This is a genomic window from Streptococcus sp. HMSC034E12 (assembly GCF_001835915.1).
GTDB classification, from domain to species: domain Bacteria; phylum Bacillota; class Bacilli; order Lactobacillales; family Streptococcaceae; genus Streptococcus; species Streptococcus vaginalis.
Genome location: NZ_KV826430.1, coordinates 115,758 through 136,732, shown reverse-complemented (window position 1 = coordinate 136,732; position 20,975 = coordinate 115,758). Strand labels below are relative to the sequence as shown.

16 protein-coding genes and 2 pseudogenes are annotated in these 20,975 nt (G+C 39.3%); 14 read left to right on the top strand and 4 right to left on the bottom strand.

The genetic code is table 11. The annotated features are described in order from the left end of the window. Positions 1–15 precede the first annotated feature (15 nt). Complete coding sequence (gene udk, locus HMPREF2574_RS01775; RefSeq protein ID WP_003032866.1) at positions 16–651, top strand: uridine kinase; 636 nt, start codon at positions 16–18, stop codon at positions 649–651. 39 nt (positions 652–690) lie between these two features. Next, positions 691–1,371: pseudogene (locus HMPREF2574_RS01770) on the top strand (YoaK family protein). 59 nt (positions 1,372–1,430) lie between these two features. On the opposite strand, the gene pepT reads toward HMPREF2574_RS01770, so the two are convergent. Beyond that, a complete protein-coding gene (pepT, locus tag HMPREF2574_RS01765) occupies positions 1,431–2,654 on the bottom strand; it encodes a peptidase T (RefSeq protein ID WP_024051806.1) in 1,224 nt (407 codons plus the stop codon). A 132-nt stretch (positions 2,655–2,786) separates the two neighbouring features. Next, positions 2,787–3,602, bottom strand: coding sequence for a Cof-type HAD-IIB family hydrolase (locus HMPREF2574_RS01760; protein WP_070812122.1), 816 nt, complete (start codon positions 3,600–3,602; stop codon positions 2,787–2,789). Positions 3,603–3,738: 136 nt separating this feature from the next. On the opposite strand from HMPREF2574_RS01760, the gene lepA reads away from it, so the two are divergent. The 7 genes and pseudogenes from lepA (at position 3,739) to HMPREF2574_RS01725 (ending at position 11,330) form a co-directional block, all read left to right on the top strand. Then, a complete protein-coding gene (lepA, locus tag HMPREF2574_RS01755) occupies positions 3,739–5,562 on the top strand; it encodes a translation elongation factor 4 (RefSeq protein ID WP_070812121.1) in 1,824 nt (607 codons plus the stop codon). Between the two features lie 109 nt (positions 5,563–5,671). Then, a pseudogene (locus HMPREF2574_RS01750) lies at positions 5,672–6,301 on the top strand (hypothetical protein). Positions 6,302–6,548: 247 nt separating this feature from the next. Further along, complete coding sequence (gene murB / locus HMPREF2574_RS01745; protein ID WP_070812120.1) at positions 6,549–7,451, top strand: UDP-N-acetylmuramate dehydrogenase; 903 nt, start codon at positions 6,549–6,551, stop codon at positions 7,449–7,451. 97 nt (positions 7,452–7,548) lie between these two features. After that, positions 7,549–8,706, top strand: a complete 1,158-nt coding sequence (locus HMPREF2574_RS01740) for an ABC transporter ATP-binding protein (RefSeq protein ID WP_021001568.1) — start codon at positions 7,549–7,551, stop codon at positions 8,704–8,706. Further along, positions 8,687–9,493 carry an ABC transporter permease gene (locus HMPREF2574_RS01735; protein ID WP_024051800.1) on the top strand — a complete coding sequence of 269 codons (807 nt, stop codon included), beginning with the start codon at positions 8,687–8,689 and terminating at the stop codon, positions 9,491–9,493. The genes HMPREF2574_RS01740 and HMPREF2574_RS01735 overlap by 20 nt, the downstream gene beginning before the upstream one ends. Further along, positions 9,490–10,263 (top strand): ABC transporter permease, encoded by a 774-nt coding sequence (locus HMPREF2574_RS01730; protein ID WP_022525953.1) that lies wholly within the window; start codon positions 9,490–9,492, stop codon positions 10,261–10,263. The genes HMPREF2574_RS01735 and HMPREF2574_RS01730 overlap by 4 nt, the downstream gene beginning before the upstream one ends. Further along, positions 10,260–11,330: an ABC transporter substrate-binding protein gene (locus HMPREF2574_RS01725; RefSeq protein WP_024051798.1), complete on the top strand. Its 1,071-nt coding sequence runs from the start codon at positions 10,260–10,262 to the stop codon at positions 11,328–11,330. Before HMPREF2574_RS01730 ends, HMPREF2574_RS01725 begins: the two co-directional genes overlap by 4 nt. A 243-nt stretch (positions 11,331–11,573) precedes the next feature. Here the strand turns inward: HMPREF2574_RS01725 and HMPREF2574_RS01720 are convergent, their stop codons facing one another. Together HMPREF2574_RS01720 and ppdK are read right to left on the bottom strand one after the other, a co-directional pair. Then, positions 11,574–12,002, bottom strand: a complete 429-nt coding sequence (locus HMPREF2574_RS01720) for a DUF6556 family protein (protein ID WP_003034958.1) — start codon at positions 12,000–12,002, stop codon at positions 11,574–11,576. A 198-nt stretch (positions 12,003–12,200) separates the two neighbouring features. Further along, the gene (gene ppdK / locus HMPREF2574_RS01715; RefSeq protein WP_070812119.1) at positions 12,201–14,810 is read right to left on the bottom strand and encodes a pyruvate, phosphate dikinase; all 2,610 of its coding nucleotides are present in this window, start codon (positions 14,808–14,810) and stop codon (positions 12,201–12,203) included. Between the two features lie 181 nt (positions 14,811–14,991). On the opposite strand from ppdK, the gene HMPREF2574_RS01710 reads away from it, so the two are divergent. The 5 genes from HMPREF2574_RS01710 (at position 14,992) to thiI (ending at position 20,888) form a co-directional block, all read left to right on the top strand. After that, a complete protein-coding gene (locus HMPREF2574_RS01710) occupies positions 14,992–15,621 on the top strand; it encodes a CBS domain-containing protein (RefSeq protein WP_070812118.1) in 630 nt (209 codons plus the stop codon). A 13-nt stretch (positions 15,622–15,634) separates the two neighbouring features. After that, positions 15,635–16,453, top strand: coding sequence for a pyruvate, water dikinase regulatory protein (locus HMPREF2574_RS01705; RefSeq protein ID WP_070812117.1), 819 nt, complete (start codon positions 15,635–15,637; stop codon positions 16,451–16,453). 42 nt (positions 16,454–16,495) lie between these two features. Next, positions 16,496–18,415, top strand: a complete 1,920-nt coding sequence (locus tag HMPREF2574_RS01700; RefSeq protein ID WP_070812116.1) for a fructose-bisphosphatase class III — start codon at positions 16,496–16,498, stop codon at positions 18,413–18,415. Between the two features lie 112 nt (positions 18,416–18,527). Continuing rightward, the gene (locus HMPREF2574_RS01695; protein WP_070812115.1) at positions 18,528–19,670 is read left to right on the top strand and encodes a cysteine desulfurase family protein; all 1,143 of its coding nucleotides are present in this window, start codon (positions 18,528–18,530) and stop codon (positions 19,668–19,670) included. Positions 19,671–19,673: 3 nt separating this feature from the next. Beyond that, on the top strand, positions 19,674–20,888 hold the full coding sequence (gene thiI / locus HMPREF2574_RS01690; RefSeq protein WP_024051793.1) for a tRNA uracil 4-sulfurtransferase ThiI: 1,215 nt from the start codon (positions 19,674–19,676) through the stop codon (positions 20,886–20,888). Positions 20,889–20,975 lie beyond the last annotated feature (87 nt).

Sequence of the window (20,975 nt, the reverse complement as noted above, 5' to 3'; positions counted from 1 at the left end):
AAAATGGAGTGAATAATGCAAAATAGACCGATTATTATTGGCGTGACTGGTGGATCTGGTGGTGGAAAAACCAGTGTTTCGAGAGCTATTCTATCAAATTTTCCAAATGAAAAGATTGCTATGATTGAGCATGATTCTTATTATAAGGACCAATCTCATTTGACATTTGAAGAACGAATCAAGACCAACTATGACCATCCTTTTGCTTTTGATACAGATTTGATGATTGCGCAAATCAAGGAATTATTGGCAGGACGTCCGGTAGATATTCCGACGTATGACTATACAGCTCATACACGCAGTGATAAAACGTATCGTCAAGACCCACAGGATGTCTTTATTGTAGAAGGAATTATGGTTTTAGAGGACAAACGCTTACGTGATTTAATGGACATTAAGATTTTTGTGGATACAGATGATGATGTTCGGATCATTCGCAGGATTAAGCGAGATATGGATGAGCGTGGACGTAGTTTAGATAGTGTCATTGAGCAATATTTAGGTGTGGTAAAACCCATGTATCATCAATTTATTGAGCCTACCAAGCGCTATGCGGATGTGATTATTCCAGAAGGAGCTTCTAATACAGTGGCGATTGATTTGATTACAACGAAAATTGAAAAAATCTTGCAAGAAGCAAGAGAGCAATAGAAAGGAAGTCTAGTGAGGGAGTGCTAGACTTTTTAGGTGATGATGATAAATAATGTAAAAAGAAAAAGAGAGTTTCATTCGCACTCGAAATTTTTTGCCTGTCTGCTGACTTTTTGTGCGGGATTTATTGATGCTTATACATTTATTGAAAGAGGCGGTATATTGGTTGCGGGCCAAACAGGAAATGTTGTTTTCTTGTCAGTTGAATTGATTCATCATGAGACAAGGGAAATAGAAGTGAAGTTGGCAACGATGCTGGCTTTTATGCTAGGCATTTTTGTGCTAACTATTTTCAAAAATAACTTTGAAAATTCTTTATGGCGCTTATCCAGCATTCTCCACTGATTTTGTTTTGTGGGCTTACAGGATTTCTACCAGCAACCGTGTCTAATCTTTTCATTGTTCCGCCGATTGGTTTTTGTATGGGGTTGGTGGCAACAGCTTTTGGTGAAGTGGACGGCATTGTCTACAATAATTCTTTTATGACAGGCAATATCAAAAAAAACAATGGTAGCTTTTGGTACTTATGTGCGGACAAAAGAAAAAACTTGCTTAGCAGAAGGCATTTTCTTCGTTGCTTTATTAGGAAGTTTTGTGACAGGAGCGATTGTTTCCACTTATTTGATACAATTTTATTTGTTGAAAACAATCTGGCTCGTAGCTATTATTTTACTAGCATTTTTAACTTTTAGAATGGTGCAATACATTCGCAGAAGATAAATTAAAATTGCAACTCAGCTTTGATGAGAGTTGCAATTTTTTGATAGAGTTATGGAATGTTAGTCTTTGTAAGAAACGATACCAATAATAGTATCAACGGCGTGTTCCATTGTTTGCAGACTGACATATTCAAAGCGTCCATGCATATTTTCACCACCAGCAAAGATATTTGGTGTCGGAATGCCCATAAAGGAAATCTTTGAGCCGTCTGTTCCGCCACGAATAGGTTCGATAATCGGTTTGATGTCCAATTTTTCCATAACAGCCTTTGCAATATTGATAGGTGTCATGTCTTTTTCAATGACTTGGCGCATATTGTAGTATTGATCTTTAAGCTCTAACTGAACACGTTCGCCTCCAAGCGTTGCATTCATCTTATCGGCAATAGAGCGCATCAGTTCTTTGCGTTGCTCAAAAGTTGCTGTGTCGAAGTCACGAATGATATAACTTGCTTTTGCTTCTTCGACAGTTCCTTCTACATTCATAAGGTGGTAGAAGCCCTCGTAGCCGTCTGTCAGCTCTGGTCGAGCACCTTCTGGCAATTGATTATGAAAGTCAATGGCTAATTGCAGAGCGTTAATCATTTGTCCTTTGGCAGTGCCTGGGTGGACATTGCGTCCTTGGAAAGTAATGTCAGCTGCGGCTGCGCTAAAGGTTTCAAATTGAAGTTCTCCGAGCGGTCCACCGTCAATCGTATAAGCAAAATCCACATCGAAATCTGCCGCATCAAACTTGTCAGCTCCGATACCGATTTCTTCATCTGGACCAAAGCCAACTCGAATTTCGCAGTGTTTGATGTCAGGATGAGCTGCTAGATATTCAATTGCTGTCATAATTTCAGCAATACCTGATTTATCATCAGATCCAAGAAGAGTCGTTCCATCGGTTGTAATCAAGGTTTGTCCTTTGTATTTTTTCAAACTAGCAAAATCAGCAGGGTCAAGATTAAAACCAGACTGCCCAAGCGGAATCACTTCACCATCATAATTTTCAATAATTTGTGCATTGACACCTTCTGCGTTGAAATCTGCGGTGTCCATGTGGGAAATGAGACCAATCTTGTGTGTGAAACTTGAGTCATTTGCAGGAAGAGTACCGATAGCGTAGCCATTTGGTAAGTAGTAGACATTTTCCAAGCCGACCCGCTTCATCTCAGGGATAAGGATATTAGTCGCAAAGTCCACCTGACTCTGGGTGCTGGGAGTAGTAGCGGAGGTCTCGTCTGAGCGCGTATTTACTTTTACATAAGTCAAAAAACGTTCTAAAAGAGTAGGGTAGTTCATAAGTTCTCCTTTTTGCATAGATGTAATTAGTGTATCATATTTTGAGAGGGAAGGCTATTTACAAATAGTGAAAGAATGACAATATTCTCAATAAAAATCATGAACTTGAAAAGAATCTCATGATTCATCCTATTAGTTATTTAAAATGAGTTTTTCAATAGCTGTGGCAACACCGTTTTCATCATTGCTATCTGTAACGTAATCAGCGAGTTTTTTGACATAGTCGCTAGAATTTCCCATAGCTACACCAAAACCTGCAAACTCTAACATTTCGATGTCATTATTGGCGTCACCAAGTGCCATAATTTCTTGGGGCTTGATATCTAATCGTTGAGCTAATTCCCTAAGAGCAGTCGCTTTAGTAGTGCCTTTGGGCATGGCTTCGTAAATGACTGGTTGGGAACGAACGCCACTGAAATGCTGGCAAATCTGGCTTGCAAATTGCTTTTCAAAGGTATCTAACTCATCAGGCTGTGCTAGAAACATAGCTTGAAACATGATATTCTTGCCATTGATAGCTTCTTTGAGGCTGATTTCTGTGGGGGTTGTAAAAACAAGGCTAGCGTCATAAGTGACTAACTCACTTGGCTTTTCGTCTACTACTAAATAACGTTCTTCATCAAAAAGAGTCAATTGGGCAGGAGTTTGCTTGGAAATTTTATCCAAGTAAAGAATGTCTTCCACACTCAACTCTTTCCAAGCAACAAGCTTCCAATCCTTTGTTTGATGAGTGGAGCAGCCGTTATTGATAATGACATATTCATTATCTCCACTCAGTCCTAATTGTTCATAATAAGGTTTCACTCCGACTAGAGGGCGACCTGTACAAAGAACCAGCTTTACTCCATGTTCGACAGCTTGATGAATTGCTTGAATATGTGCCTTGGGAATTTCTTTTTGACTATTTAAAAGCGTACCGTCCATATCTAATGCGATTAGTTTAATCATAGCATTCTCGTTTCTGTAAATATATTTATTTCTATTATAGCACAAATGAAACGGGATATGGAATGCTTTTTCAAGACTGGTAAAAGTCACCTTTCTTATGTTATAATAAATAGAATACCCGAAAAGGATGAGAAAAATGAACTTAGATGAATTAAAAAAGCGGCAGGAGAAAATTCGAAATTTCTCCATTATCGCGCATATTGATCACGGTAAATCAACTTTGGCAGACAGAATCTTGGAAGCAACGGATACGGTTTCGAGTCGAGAAATGCAGGATCAGCTTTTGGATAGCATGGATTTGGAGCGGGAGCGGGGCATTACCATTAAGCTCAATGCGATTGAACTCAACTATACTGCTAAGGACGGCGAAACTTATATTTTCCACTTGATTGACACACCAGGGCATGTGGACTTTACTTATGAGGTCTCTCGTTCTTTGGCAGCTTGTGAAGGAGCTGTTTTGGTGGTTGATGCAGCACAAGGCATTGAAGCACAAACTTTAGCCAATGTCTACCTCGCCTTGGATAATGATTTAGAAATTTTGCCGGTTATCAATAAAATTGACTTGCCTGCTGCTGATCCAGAGCGAGTACGGACTGAGATTGAAGATGTCATTGGTTTGGACGCAAGCGAAGCTGTGTTGGCTTCGGCTAAAGCTGGTATCGGGATTGAAGAGATTCTAGAGCAAATCGTGGAGAAAGTTCCTGCGCCGACAGGAGATGTGACCGCTCCACTCAAAGCCCTTATTTTTGACTCGGTTTATGATGCTTATCGTGGAGTTATTCTGCAAGTACGCGTGATGGACGGAGTTGTGAAGCCAGGTGATACCATTCAGCTCATGAGCAATGGCAAGACCTTTGATGTGACTGAAGTTGGTATTTTTACTCCAAAAGCTGTTGGACGAGATTTCCTCGCAACAGGTGATGTTGGTTATATCGCAGCTTCGATCAAGACCGTTCAAGATACTCGGGTTGGCGATACGGTGACCTTAGTGGACAATCCAGCAGATGAACCACTTCATGGCTACAAGCAGATGAACCCGATGGTTTTTGCTGGACTTTATCCGATTGAGTCCAATAAATATAATGATTTGCGGGAAGCTTTGGAAAAACTTCAGCTTAATGATGCTAGTCTTCAATTTGAGCCCGAAACTTCTCAAGCTTTAGGTTTTGGCTTCCGCTGTGGCTTCTTGGGCTTGTTGCACATGGACGTCATTCAGGAGCGTTTGGAGCGTGAGTTTAATATTGATCTGATTATGACGGCACCGTCGGTTATCTACAAGGTTAATATGACAGACGGCGAATCCCTTGATGTTTCCAATCCGAGCGAATTTCCAGAACCGACCAAGATTGATTCCATTGAAGAGCCTTATGTCAAAGCACAGATTATGGTGCCGCAGGAATTTGTCGGAGCGGTGATGGAATTGGCTCAGCGTAAACGCGGTGACTTTGTGACTATGGACTATATCGATGAAAATCGAGTCAATGTCATCTACCAAATCCCGTTGGCAGAAATTGTCTTTGATTTCTTTGACAAACTAAAATCCTCAACTCGTGGTTATGCTAGCTTTGACTATGAAATCTCAGAATACCGCAAGTCGAGTCTCGTTAAAATGGATATTCTCCTTAATGGTGACAAAGTAGATGCTCTTAGCTTCATTGTTCACAAGGAATTTGCCTATGAACGCGGAAAATTGATTGTTGAAAAATTAAAGAAAATTATTCCGCGTCAGCAATTTGAAGTGCCGATTCAGGCAGCAATTGGTCAGAAAATTGTGGCACGGACAGATATCAAAGCTTTGCGCAAGAATGTCTTGGCAAAATGTTATGGTGGAGATGTTTCCCGTAAACGTAAGCTCTTGGAAAAACAAAAGGCTGGTAAGAAGCGGATGAAAGCCATCGGATCTGTTGAAGTGCCACAAGAAGCGTTCCTCAGCGTCCTCAGCATGGATGATGAGTGATATTGTACCAAAGCTATAAAGAGAGTGGAATGCTCGCTTTTCTTGTGCCGTAAAATAGTTGTGAACTTCAAATAAATATGCTGAAATAAAAATATAGAAGGAATTGGTTATGAAGAAGAAAAAGAGCTGGCTGATTTTATTTTTAGCAGTACTCCTTATCTTTACACTAGAGGCATGTAGTTCAAGCGGAGGGAATAAACCAAAATCATCACAACAGTCATCTTCGTCAAGTAAAGTATCTGCAAAAGAAAGCAGTAGCTCAAGTTCATCAAATGTTATGAAAAAAGATGTGAAGATGGAAGAAATGCAACGTGTAGGCTCAGATGATTATGGCTATATTGACATTCCAAAAAATTGGTTGAAATTTAGGGATGTTGATGGTGGCGACAGTATTCAATATACGGATGGTTCTGGCTACAATATTGTAACTATGAATGCTTACACGAAAGAAAAAGCTAAGATTCAAGAAAGAGAAGAGTTTACAGCTCAGACAATTGCCAATCGTATTTATTATAATTGGCAAAACAATAAAAATGTAAATAGAGTTTGGGGCTCAAAAGGAGCGGTTGCAGGTAACGAAGCCTATCAAGTAAATATCATCATGAAATCAGGGCAGTATCTGGTTAGTTGAATTTTCAAAAAGGACGAGAAAGTTTATCTTATTGCACTTGAAGGTAATCGAGAAACCCTAATAAAGCTTCCTCCTTATATTGAAAAGACATGGAGTTTACGTAAATAGAAAGTTTAAAAGAAACCTTTAAGAACTGAGAGAATGTGATATTCAAACTTAAATTGAAAAGAGTGAGAAGAAGTTGGTTTCTATGCAATGACAGCTTCCCCGCTCTTTTTTCATAGCTCATAAAAATCACGAATAAGGACGTACAAGCATTTTTCGGATTCGTAAGGGAAATATTTTTCTTTATTCTATCGTAAATATTTGCTAAATTTGGTATAATAGATTGAATTTTGTTTAAGAGAGAGAAAAAATGTCAACTTTAGAAATTTTAAAATCAGAATTGAACGGAATTGATATCCGTTTTGATGAACCTTTGAAACAATACACTTATACAAAAGTAGGTGGAGCTGCCGATTATCTGGTTTTTCCGCGAAATCGTTATGAATTGGCACGAGTGGTGAAATTTGCTAATCGGGAGCAGATTCCTTGGATGGTACTAGGAAATGCTAGCAATATCATCGTTCGTGATGGTGGTATTCGTGGTTTTGTGATTATGTTTGATAAATTAAATGGTGTTGCAGTGGATGGCTACACCATTGAAGCAGAAGCAGGTGCTAATCTCATCGAAACGACACACATTGCACTTCATCATAGCTTAACAGGTTTTGAGTTTGCTTGCGGGATTCCAGGGAGCATTGGCGGAGCTGTCTTTATGAATGCTGGTGCTTATGGTGGCGAAATTGCTCATATTTTACTTTCTTGTAAGGTGCTGACACGTGATGGAGAAATCAAAAATATCAGTGCACAAGATATGAAATTTGGTTATCGCCGTTCATATGTTCAACAGACAGGTGATGTGGTGATTTCTGCCAATTTTGCCTTAGCACCAGGTATGCACCGTGTGATTCGTCAAGAAATGGAACGTTTGACCCACCTTCGTCAATTGAAGCAGCCTTTAGAGTATCCTTCTTGTGGCTCTGTTTTTAAACGTCCGGTGGGGTATTTCGCAGGGCAATTGATTAGTGAAGCAAATTTAAAAGGGTACCGCATTGGTGGGGTAGAAGTTTCGACAAAACATGCAGGTTTTATGGTCAATGTTGATAATGGAACTGCAGCAGATTATGAAAATTTGATTGCACATGTGATTGAGACAGTGAAAGTTCATTCTGGTGTGACTTTGGAAAGAGAAGTCCGCATTATTGGCGAGAAATGAGTGTCTCTAGCGGCAACATTCATATTATTCTCTAAAAAAATCAGTCAGGACAAGACTTTAATCTGTCAATCTATGAAAAAGAAGGAATTTATGGCAATTGAACAAACCAATCATTGAATTTAAAAACGTATCAAAAGTTTTTGAGGATAATAATACAGTCGTCTTAAAAGACATCAATTTTGAATTAGAAGAAGGGAAGTTTTACACTCTTTTAGGTGCTTCTGGATCAGGAAAATCAACCATTCTAAATATCATCGCTGGCTTGTTGGATGCGTCCAGCGGTGATGTTTTTCTTGACGGCGTCCGAATCAACGATATTCCGACCAACAAACGTGATGTGCATACGGTGTTTCAGTCCTATGCCCTTTTTCCGCACATGACTGTTTTTGAAAATGTGGCATTTCCGTTGCGTTTGCGTAAAGTTGAAAAACAAGAAATAGAGCGACGGGTTGCAGAAGTCCTGAAAATGGTGCGTTTGGATGGTTTTGAGAAACGCTCTATTCGTAAATTGTCCGGTGGACAACGCCAACGGGTTGCTATTGCGCGTGCTATTGTCAATGAACCGCGTGTCGTTTTGCTAGATGAGCCTTTATCTGCACTGGATTTGAAGTTGCGAACAGACATGCAGTATGAATTGCGGGAATTACAGCAGCGTCTAGGGATTACTTTTGTCTTTGTCACCCATGACCAAGAAGAAGCACTGGCCATGAGCGACTGGATTTTTGTGATGAATGACGGGGAGATTGTGCAGTCAGGGACACCTGTTGATATATATGATGAACCTATCAATCACTTTGTAGCAACGTTTATCGGGGAATCCAATATTCTTCCTGGAAAGATGATTGAAGACTATTTGGTTGAATTTAATGGCAAACGATTTGAAGCCGTTGACGGAGGAATGCGTCCTAATGAGCAGGTGGAAGTCGTCATTCGTCCAGAAGATTTGCGGATTACACTTCCGGAAGAAGGAAAACTGCAAGTTAAGGTTGATACGCAGCTTTTCCGTGGCGTGCATTATGAGATTATCGCTTATGATGAATTGGGCAATGAGTGGATGATTCATTCGACTCGCAAGGCCATTGTCGGAGAAGAGATTGGGCTGGACTTTGAACCAGAAGACATTCATATCATGCGGCTTAATGAAACAGAGGAAGAGTTCGATGCTCGAATTGAAGAATATGTGGAAATGGAAGAGCAAGAAGCTGGCTTAATCAATGCCATTGAGGAGGAGCGCGATGAAGAAAACAACCTCTAATCTTTTTGTTGCTCCTTATATTCTTTGGATTTTATTATTTGTATTGGCGCCTGTTGCCATGATTGTTTGGCAGTCGTTTTTCAATATCGAAGGTCATTTCACCCTTGAAAACTACAAGACTTACTTCACTTCGCAAAATCTGACTTATCTCAAAATGAGTTTGAACTCTGTTTTATATGCGGGGATTATCACAGTTGTCACTTTAGTAATCAGTTACCCAACTGCATTTTTATTGACGCAACTAAAGCACAGACAGCTTTGGTTGATGCTCATCATCTTGCCGACCTGGGTCAATCTGCTTCTCAAAGCTTATGCTTTTATTGGGATTTTCGGACAAAATGGCTCTGTCAATCAATTTTTAAGTTTTATTGGGATAGGTGCTCAACAAATCCTGTTTACAGATTTCTCTTTTATTTTTGTAGCCAGCTATATTGAGCTGCCCTTTATGATATTGCCGATTTTTAATGTTTTAGAGGATATGGATCAAAATCTGATCAATGCTAGCTATGACCTTGGTGCCAATCGTTGGGAAACCTTCCGTCGTGTCGTTTTTCCTTTATCTATGAATGGCGTGAGAAGTGGTGTGCAGTCTGTCTTTATTCCCAGTCTCAGTCTTTTTATGCTGACGCGTTTGATCGGTGGCAATCGCGTTATTACGCTAGGTACAGCCATTGAGCAGCACTTTCTGACTACACAAAATTGGGGCATGGGCTCAACCATTGGTGTTGTCTTGATTGTAGCCATGCTCGTTATCATGTGGGCAACGAAAGAAAGGGGAGAACGATGAAAAAAACTGCTAGTATTTATTTAACAGTCGTCTTCTTAATTCTTTATTTGCCGATTTTTTATTTGATTGGCTATGCGTTTAATGCTGGCGATGATATGAGCAAGTTTACAGGCTTTAGTCTGACGCATTTTCAAAATATGTTTAGTGATACTCGCCTGATGCTCATTTTGGCACAAACTTTTTTTCTAGCTTTTCTATCTTCTTTGATTGCAACAGCAATCGGAACGTTTGGTGCCATTTATATTTATCAAGCCAAAAAGAAATACCAAGATGCCTTTTTATCGGTTAATAATATCCTTATGGTAGCGCCAGATGTCATGATTGGGGCTAGTTTCTTAATTCTTTTTACAACTATCAAATTTCAATTAGGTTTTCTATCTGTTCTGGCGAGTCATATTGCCTTTTCAATTCCTATCGTCGTCTTGATGATATTGCCACGGCTAAAAGAGATGAATGATGACATGATTAAGGCAGCCTATGATTTAGGGGCAAGCCAAGTTCAGATGTTAAAAGAAATCATGTTGCCCTATTTGACACCAGCCATTATTGCAGGGTATTTTATGGCTTTTACCTATTCCTTGGATGATTTTGCAGTAACTTTCTTTGTGACAGGAAATGGCTTCTCAACCTTGTCTGTTGAAATTTACTCGCGGGCTCGGCAAGGAATTTCGCTAGAAATCAATGCTCTTTCTGCTTTGGTATTTCTGTTTAGTATTCTTTTAGTGATTGGCTATTACTTTATTTCTCGTGAGAAGGAGGATGCGGTATGAAAAAGCTCTATTCATTTTTAATGGGCATTGTTGCCATTATCCTTGTTCTCTGGGGAGTGAGTTATCACATTGAAAGTCGGACAAAAAGTGGCTCTGGTGACAAATTGGTCATCTACAATTGGGGAGACTATATTGATCCAGAGTTGCTGACGAAGTTCACCAAGGAAACGGGCGTCCAAGTCCAATATGAAACTTTTGATTCCAACGAATCCATGTACACCAAGATTAAGCAAGGCGGGACAACTTACGATATTGCCATTCCTAGTGAATACATGATTTCTAAAATGATGTCGGAACACTTACTAGAAAAGTTGGATCATTCTCAGATTAAAGGACTAGAAAATATTGGCAAACGGTTCTTAAATCAATCATTTGATCCTAAAAATCAATACTCTATTCCTTACTTTTGGGGAACGCTAGGCATTGTCTACAACACAGAATTAGTCAAAACAGCTCCTAAGCATTGGAGTGATTTGTGGCGACCTGAATATAAAAACTCTATCATGATGATTGATGGAGCGCGCGAGGTAATGGGTGTTGGGTTAAATGCTTTAGGTTATAGCCTCAATTCTAAAAATACTAAGCAATTACAAGAAGCAGTTGATAAGCTTTATACGTTGACACCAAATATCAAAGCAATTGTAGCAGACGAAATGAAAGGCTATATGATTCAAAACAATGCGGCGATTGGCGTTAGTTTTTCAGGTGAAGCACGGCAAATGTTGGAAAAGAATGACAAGCTTCGCTATGTTGTCCCAACAGAAGCCAGCAATCTTTGGTTTGATAATATTGTCATTCCTAAAACGGTCAAAAATAAAAAAGCTGCTTATCAATTTATTAACTTTATGTTAAGACCTGAAAATGCCTATAAAAATGCTTTGTATGTTGGTTACTCAACACCTAACATGCCTGCTAAGGCGATGTTGCCAAAAGAAATTCAAGAGGACAAAGCCTTTTACCCAGATGAAGAAACAATGAAGCACTTAGAGGTCTATCAACAACTCGGCGCTAAGTGGTTGGGAATTTATAATGACTTGTATCTTCAAGTGAAAATGTATCGGAAATAATGCTCCGTGAAAATTGTTTCGAGCCTTGTTAGCCACCGGACTGTTAAAGTCTGCGGATAAAGAAACTGAGGTTTCCATCAAAAACCTTCTGGAAGCCAGTTGGAGTTGTAGGACAGGATTCACGCAGTGAATCTTATTCAGACTTTTTGATTTTCATTGAGAGTATAAAATTAAATATAAAAAATAACGGAAGTTGAGCAACTCCTAGACCTTAGTCTGATTGGTTGTCTCGCTTCCGCTTTTTTAATTGCTAGAGCTTGAAGTAGTTGTATTTGTGTCGTTGTCAGTCGTTGTGCTGCTTGTCTGGCTAGAGCTAGTGTCGCTTGATGTATTACTAGACTGCGTGGTGTCAGAACTAGCGCTACTCGTTTCTGTCTCGCCTTGACTTGCAGCTGTTGTGTCGCTAGATTTAGCCCCGTCTGTTGTTGTTTCTTTCTGAATTTCTTTGATAATAGTTGTTTGTGTCGTCTGGCTACTTTTTGTCTTGGTATCAGATTTATTATTGTTCATGAAAGTCAAGATTGTAATTGTTGCAGTGATAATCCCAAGAATACTCCCAATCGTAGCAAGGGTCTTCTGAAAAGCAGAAAGTCCTTTTTTGATATGATGACGAGTAGGCGTTTTTTCTTCTTTTGTATTTGAAGTTTTGTTTTTTCGAGAATAATTTTCCATTGTGAGTTGCTAATCTCCTTTCTCATCTCCATTATACCCTCTTTATTTAAAATTGTCTTAAAAAAATTCAAAATGTTGAAAATTCCATGTAAAGCAATTGAAAATTGATTGAAAAAATTACCTTTTACAAAAAATCAGCTCCATCCTTGTCTGTCCTGTTAGCAGATAGAAAGAGCTGATTCACTCATAAGGAAGGAACTAGAAAAGATGTGCTTGCGCAACAGCTAATCGTGCAGCAGGAACGCGATAAGGTGAGCAAGAAACATAAGTAATGCCAATCTCTTGGAAGAAAGGAATAGAAGCTGGATCTCCTCCGACTTCACCACAAATGCCAATGGGAAGTTCTGGCTTCACTTGATGAGCTTTAGAAATAGCTATTTTCATGAGCTCGCCCACTCCAGCTCGGTCAATGGTTTGGAATGGATCAAATGACATGATTTCTCCCTCTTTGTAATGCTGGATAAATTTTCCAATATCATCACGAGAAAAACCATAGGTCATTTGCGTCAAATCATTGGTACCAAAACTAAAGAAGTCTGCTTCCTCGGCTAATTGATCTGCGATGAAACAAGCGCGTGGCAGTTCAATCATTGTACCGATTTCATAAGGGAATGGCTGCATGTGATGTTTTTTGAAAATGTTATCAATATGCTGACAAAGAGATGTTTTGATTGAAACCAACTCTGCCTTTTCTGCGATTAAAGGAATCATGATTTCTGGTTTAATGACCATGCCTTCTTTTGCTAGTCTTATAGCGCTATTAAAAACGGCTTCTACCTGCATTTTATAAATTTCAGGCTGTGTAATTCCCAAGCGGCAACCACGATGTCCCAGCATTGGATTCGTTTCTTGTAGAGAAGTGATTTTCTGCGTTAGTGTATCAAGAGGTACTTGCAATTTCCCGGATAATTGCTCAATTTCCTGTTGTGTTTTTGGCAAAAATTCGTGCATAGGCGGATCTAGTAAACGGACAATCATCGGTTTATCTTGAATGGTTTGATACATCTGATAGAAATCTTCTTCTTGGAAAGCTAAAAGTGTCATTAAAGCAGACTTAGTTTCGATTTCATTCGTTGATAAAATCAATCTGCGCATTTCTAAAATCCGTTCCTCACCAAAGAACATGTGCTCTGTACGAGCCAGACCAATTCCCTTGGCACCAAATTGAACAGCTGTTTTCAAATCTTGAATGGTTTCAGCATTCGCTCGAACGGTTAGCTGTGCAATTTCATCTGCCCAAGAAAGGAACATCTGTAATTCGTCATTATTATCAATCATAGTGGTTGGAATGCTTCCAATGTAGAGTTTGCCGGAAGTGCCGTCTACAGAAAGGATGTCTCCCTCTTTTAAGGTTACCTTACTGCATACAAGTGTTTTTCCGTCTTCATTGATAGATAATTCTCCGCATCCTGCGACACAACAAGTGCCCATGCCACGAGCTACAACAGCTGCATGAGAAGTCATGCCACCGTGACTGGTCACGATTGCTTGACTAACTACCATTCCTTCAATGTCTTCGGGAGAAGTTTCTTGGCGAACCAAAATCACTTTCTTTCCAAGTGCATGAAATTCTTTGGCGCGCTCGGCAGTAAAGACAATTTCTCCTGTTGCGGCACCTGGACTAGCAGGAAGTCCCTGAGTTAAGTGATGAGCTGATGTTAAAGCTTTTTCTTCAAAAACAGGGTGAATCAGTTGGTCAATGGTAGAAGGACTGACTCGTAGGAGAGCTTCTTGCTTTGAAATCATTTTTTCGTTCACTAAATCCAAAGCAATTTTTAAGCTTGCTTTAGCCGTCCGTTTTCCGTTTCGCGTTTGCAGAATATAAAGCTTTTCTTTTTCAATGGTAAATTCAATATCCTGCATATCTTTGTAGTGTTTTTCAAGAATCTTGGCGTAGTTGCAAAAATCTTCATAGGCCTGTGGTAAGATTCGTTTAAGAGAGTCAATCGGTTCTGGAGTCCGAATACCAGCTACGACATCTTCTCCTTGGGCATTGAGGAGAAATTCCCCAAACAGATGAGGTTCACCAGTAGCAGGATTTCTGGTGAAAACAACGCCTGTGCCACTTTTTTGATCGCTATTGCCAAACACCATACTCTGAACATTGACGGCCGTACCTAAATCATGTGGAATTTGGTTCAATTCGCGGTAAACTTTAGCGCGTGGGTTGTTCCATGATTTGAATACCGCTTTGATAGCAGCGTAAAGTTGCTCTTTAGGGCTTTGTGGGAAATTTTGATAGTGTTCCTGATAGACTTCTTTATATTGTTGAATAAGTGATTGGTGTTCTTCTTTTGAAAAGTCATTGACCTTCTTATTCAATTGTTTTTCGGTTTTTTCTAAACATTGGTTGAATTCTTCTTTGGGGATGCCGTAAACGACATCAGCAAACATCTGCAATAAACGCCGATAACAATTGTAAGCGAAATTGGCATTTGTCGCATCTGCTAAAGTCTGAACACGCAAGTCATTTAGTCCAAGATTGAGAATCGTGTCCATCATACCAGGCATAGAAATTTTAGCTCCGCTACGGACAGAAACCAGTAGTAGTGAGGGTTCATTCCCCATGAAAAATTTATTTGTTTTGGTTTCTAGTTTAGTAACCGCTTTCAAAACTTCCTCTTTTAAAATAGATTCGAAAAAGGAAGGAGTTTCTAAATAACGTAGACAACTTTGAGTTGTAATTGTGAATCCCTCAGGTACAGGCAGCTCCAAATGGGTCATTTCTGCCAAATTGGCACCCTTACCACCTAGTAGTGCCTTGTCTTCAGCGCGTCCTTCTTCAAAAGAATAAATCCATTTATCCATTTTTGCCTCCAATTTATTAAATATATGTCATAATAAAAGACAAATACATTGTAATATACATCATATATATTTGTCAACAGAAAAGAATCAGTCATAAATCATTGACAATCAGAATCTATTTGTTATAATATGACACATAATGATGATTATTAAAGATTGAAGTTTTTAAAAGGAGTAACAGTTGAAATTAACAAAACGACAAAAAGAGATCGTTGAGATTGTAAAGAAAGATCAACCGATTAGCGGTGAAAAAATCTCAGAACTGTTAGATGTGTCTAGGGCAACTTTGCGCTCAGATTTATCCTTTCTAACCTTAGTAGGGATTTTAAAAGCAAGTCCGAAAGTTGGCTACACTTATGCTGGTTCGGATTTGGAAATGCTCTTTTTCTTTGATACTTTTCAGAAGAAAGTTGAAGATGTCATGACATCACCAGTATTGGTGGCGCACGATTCGTTTATTCAAGATGCCATTATTACTTTATTTATGTATGATGCAGATGTTCTCTATGTGATAGATGAAAAAAAGCAGCTACTAGGTATTTTGTCGCGAAAGGATTTGTTAAGAGCGGCGCTCAATGCCAATATTGATGTGACACCGGTAGCCGTTTGCATGACCAGAATGCCACATATAAAAACCTGCCATAAAGATTTGAATATCCTTGAAGCTGCGGCACTTTTGCAGGATTTTGCCATTGATTCCTTGCCTGTTGTGGAGGAGCAAAATGAAGGTCATATTATCGGAACAATTACGAAGTCAGCCTTGTTGGACTTTATTATCCAAGAAGCTAGAAATACAGAAGTGAATAGATAAAAAAGGAGTTTTCATGAAACAAGAGATTACCATTTACGCTATTTCTGATTCTTTGGGAGGAACATCCCAAAAATTACTGTCAGCCGTTATGGCTCAATACCCAGATTTGATTTTTAATAATAGCTATCGTTTCCCTTTTATAAATAAGGAGTCTGAATTGTTGGATATTTTGCAGGACGCTATCAAAGATGACGCAGTTGTGATTAGTACCTTAGTAGACAGTCATTTGGCAGCAACTGCGAGGGAATTTAGCAGAGTCAATCATTTGTCTTATCTGGATTTGATGAATCCATTTTTTGAAATCATCAAAGAAAAAACAGGCACGCAACCGATTGAAGTTCCGGGAGTTCTGCACAGTTTGGACACGGAATATTTCAATAAAATTTCAGCTATTGAATTTGCTGTTAAATATGATGATGGCAAGAACCCGCAAGGATTTTTGGAGTCAGATCTTGTGATTCTAGGAGTTTCTCGAACTTCCAAGACTCCGCTCAGTATCTATTTAGCTAATAAAGGTTACAAAGTGTCCAATCTTCCCTTGATTCCAGAGGTTCCGCTACCGCAAATCTTGGATAAAGTAGATAGAAGAAGAATGATTGGGCTGGTTTGTGAACCGGATAAATTGGTCAAAGTAAGAAGTAACCGTTTGGATGCGCTCGGTTTGACACAAGCTACAAGCTATACAGATGTAGAAAAAATTTATGAAGAATTGGATTATTCTAAAAAAGTATTTCAAAAATATCAAGCACATGTTATCAATATGACAGATAAATCTATTGAAGAAACGGCTTGCATCATTGAAGAACATTTAAAATCTCTGGCTTCAAAATAAGAATTAAAACCCTAAGGTGCTGTATTTAAACGAGGTGAACGAATGGAACAATACAAACGAATTTTATTAAAAGAGTTTGATTCCAAGCAAAAAGTCATTACAGAGTTAATCAATCTGGAAGCTATTTTAAATTTGCCAAAAGGGACAGAATTGTATCTTAGCGATATTCACGGTGAGTTTGAGGCTTTTGACTACATCTTAAGAACCTGTGCGGGGAATCTGAATGAAAAAATCAATGACTGCTTTAGAGAGGATTTATCAAAATCGGAAAAAGACAAGCTGACCTTGTTAATTGCTTACCCTCAGGAAGTTTTGAGTGATGGTTTTCTTTATCCTTTGCAAGACAAGAGCTGGTATGGAGAAATTATTCAAAACTTGTTGACTTTGCTAACTTTTGTGGCAGCAAAATACACTCGTTCCAAAGTGAGAAAGGCGTTGCCACCACAATATGCTTATGTGATTGAAGAATTGCTCTATACAGATCGCAATCTGCCGGATAGCAATATTTATTTTGAAACGATTCAGAACTATTTGATTGATCTAGGCGAGGCAAGTCAGTTTATTTCGGCATTAGCAAAGGTCATTCGGCAGTTAATCATTGATCATCTTCACATAGTTGGTGATATTTTTGACCGTGGGGCAGCCGCAGATAAAGTAATGAATGAAATCATAGCTTATCATTCTGTTGATATTCAGTGGGGTAACCACGACATTATCTGGATGGGGGCTTTCTTCGGCTCAAAAGAATGTCTACTCATTCTCTTACGAATAGCTGCTAGGTACGGGTATCTTTACGATATTGAGCGAGCTTATGGTCTTAATCTAAGACCACTCGTCCTCTTTGCTGAAAAGACTTATTCGGAAAATGCAAAGTTCAAACCAAAATTAGGAAAAAGAAGCGATAGCTATTCTCCTAAAGAAATCCTCCAGTTGGAAAAGGTTCACCAAGCACTAGCAATCATTCAGTTTAAATTGGAAAATCAACTGATTAAAAGGCGACCGGAGTTTGATATGGCTCAACATCTTACTCTTGATAAGATTGATTATTGGGAAGAAAGTATTCTAGTTGGAGAAAAGAAGTATTTTTTAGCTAATACTTGCTTTCAAACAATCAATCCTCAACATCCAGATCAGCTGATAGCCGAGGAAGAAGAAGTGGTTGCTAGCTTGCTGGATTCTTTCCAACATTCTCTTCAGCTCAAGAACCACATCTCTTTTCTGATGAAGAAGGGCTCCATGTATAAGATTTATAATAATCATCTCCTATTTCATGGCTGTATTCCTCTAGAAGCGTCAGGAGAATTTCAACCCTTACAGATCAATGAAATCCGCTATGCTGGTAAAGAATTGCTCGACTTTTTTGAATACCATATTCGGGAAAGTTCTAAAAATCCAGAAATTCAGAACGATTTCTCAACGGATCTTATCTGGTACTGTTGGAATGGAAAACTATCTCCCTTGTTTGGCAAGGACAAGATGACCACCCTAGAACGTTATTTTATTGAGGATAAGGAAACGCACGTTGAAAAGGAAAATCCCTATTTCTCCTATCGGAATTCTGCTAAGATTTGCAAGTTGATTTTGGAAGAATTCGGTCTCTTTTCTGAAGATTCTAGGATTGTAAATGGGCATACACCTGTAAAAAAATTGAAAGGCGAATCTCCAATCCGAGGAGAAGGCATGCTATTTGTCATTGACGGTGGGTTGTGTGAAGCCTATCAAAAGAAAACGGGTATTGCTGGTTATTCCTTGCTCAATAATTCATATGGTTTTCAAATTGTCACACACCAACCTTTTCAAAATGTGCAAAAAATGATTGAGAAGGCTGTGGATCTCTCATCCTTGAAGAAAGTGATTGAGCATGTCCGTGAGCGAACTTTGATAAAATCAACGACAATCGGGCAAAGCCTCATCGAACAACAACAGGAACTATCTGCTCTCTTGCATGAATTTTATGATTAACCTTTACGGTTCTCCAAGCCAAAACTTGGAGGGCCTTTTCATTTCAAGTTTTGCTGTTGTCCCCATTTCTTTTTCGTGTTACAATAGGAGTATCGAAATGGAGAGGTTTAAGATGATTTATTTTGACAATTCAGCAACAACCAAGCCTTACCCAGAGGCTTTGGCTAGCTATACAGAAGTTGCTTCTAAAATTTGGGGAAATCCTTCTAGTCTCCACAGTTTGGGCAATCAGGCGACCCGCTTGTTAGATGCATCTCGCAGGCAAATTGCGGGGCTTCTCGGTAAATCCTCTCAAGAGATTTTCTTTACGTCTGGCGGGACGGAAGGCGATAATTGGGTTATCAAGGGTGTGGCTTTTGAAAAAGCGCGTTATGGCAAGCATATCATTGTGTCTGCTATTGAGCATCCAGCAGTGAAAGAATCCGCTCTCTGGCTGATGCAGCAAGGCTTTGAAGTGGACTTTGCGCCTGTTGATAAAAAAGGTTTTGTAGATGTTGAAAAATTAGCTACCCTTATCCGATCGGATACGACTTTAATTTCAGTTATGGCGGTCAACAATGAAATCGGCTCTGTTCAACCAATTGCAGCTATTTCAGAACTTTTAGCGGACAAGCCAACTATTTCTTTTCATGTGGATGCGGTTCAAGCCATGGCCAAGATTCCAACGGAAAATTATTTAACTGATCGCGTAGACTTTGCAACATTTTCCAGTCATAAATTTCATGGCTTACGGGGTGTTGGTTTTGTCTATATCAAGTCTGGTAAGAAAATCAGTCCGCTGTTGAATGGTGGCGGTCAAGAATCAGACAAGCGTTCTACGACTGAAAATTTGGCGGGTATTGCAGCAACTGCAAAAGCCTTGCGCATATCTATGGAAAATTTGGAAACTTTCACCACACGAACCGCAAAAATGAAAGAGATTATCCTAGAAGAGCTAGCGAAATACCCTGATGTGACGATTTTTTCAGGAATCGATGAGTTTGCGCCCCATATCCTGACTTTTGGAATTAAAGGTGTACGAGGTGAAGTAGTGGTTCATGCTTTTGAAGAGTATGACATTTATATATCTACTACGAGTGCTTGTTCCTCTAAAGCTGGCAAACCAGCTGGAACATTAATAGCTATGGGTGTTGAAAAATCCCTAGCTCAAACGGCTGTGCGAATTAGTCTGGATGCCGATAATGACATGAGTCAGATTGAGCAATTCCTGACAACGTTTAAACTCATTTATGAAAAAACTAGAAAAGTAAGGTAAACAATGCAATATTCAGAAATTATGGTTCGTTACGGCGAGCTTTCAACCAAAGGAAAAAATCGCATGCGTTTTATTAACAAATTGAAACGCAATATGCAAGCAGTCCTCTCTGTTTACCCAGATGTGCATGTGAAAGCAGACCGAGATCGTGCACATGTCTATCTTCACGGAACGGACTATCAACCTGTTGCAGAATCGCTTAAACAAATTTTTGGGATTCAAAATTTCTCTCCGTCTTATAAGATTGAAAAATCAGTTCCTTCTTTGGTTGAAGCGGTGCAGACAATTATGAAAGAAATTTATAAAGAGGGGATGACTTTCAAGATTGCCAGCAAACGCAGTGACCACAATTTTGAATTGGATAGTCGTGAATTGAACCAGGCCTTGGGGAATGCGGTCTTTGATGCGATTCCACATGTTCAAGTCAAGATGAAAGCGCCAGATATTACACTGCAAGTAGAAATCCGCGAAGAAGCAGCCTATCTGTCCTATGAAACGATTCGTGGAGCAGGTGGTCTTCCTGTCGGAACATCTGGAAAAGGCATGCTGATGTTGTCGGGTGGGATTGATTCACCCGTTGCAGGCTATCTAGCTCTAAAACGCGGGGTGGATATTGAAGCGGTGCATTTTGCTAGCCCCCCTTATACAAGTCCCGGTGCTCTCAAAAAGGCGCAAGATTTGACGCGCAAATTAACCAAATTTGGTGGCAGTATTCAATTTATTGAAGTGCCATTCACGGAAATTCAAGAAGAAATTAAAGCAAAAGCACCAGAAGCTTATCTGATGACCCTAACTCGACGCTTTATGATGCGCATTACAGATCGCATTCGTGAAGAACGTGGTGGGCTCGTTATCATCAACGGAGAAAGTCTTGGTCAAGTTGCTAGCCAAACGCTAGAGAGTATGCAAGCGATTAATGCTGTCACCAACACTCCCATTATTCGCCCAGTTGTGACCATGGATAAGCTGGAAATCATTGACATTGCTGAAAAGATTGATACCTTTAATATCTCAATTCAGCCCTTTGAAGATTGCTGTACCATTTTTGCCCCAGATCGTCCGAAAACCAATCCAAAGATAAAAAATGCAGAGCAATACGAAGCACGTATGGATGTAGATGCTTTAGTGGAACGTGCTGTTGCTGGTATCATCATTACTGAAATTACACCAGAAGCAGAAACAGACGAGGTGGATGAAATGATTGAGGGATTGTTGTAATAAGAACGGATTTTGAGATTGGAAGTTATTCTGGGAAATTATTAAAAATTACTAAAAGCTACTGAGTTAGTCTTTTGATAAAAAATA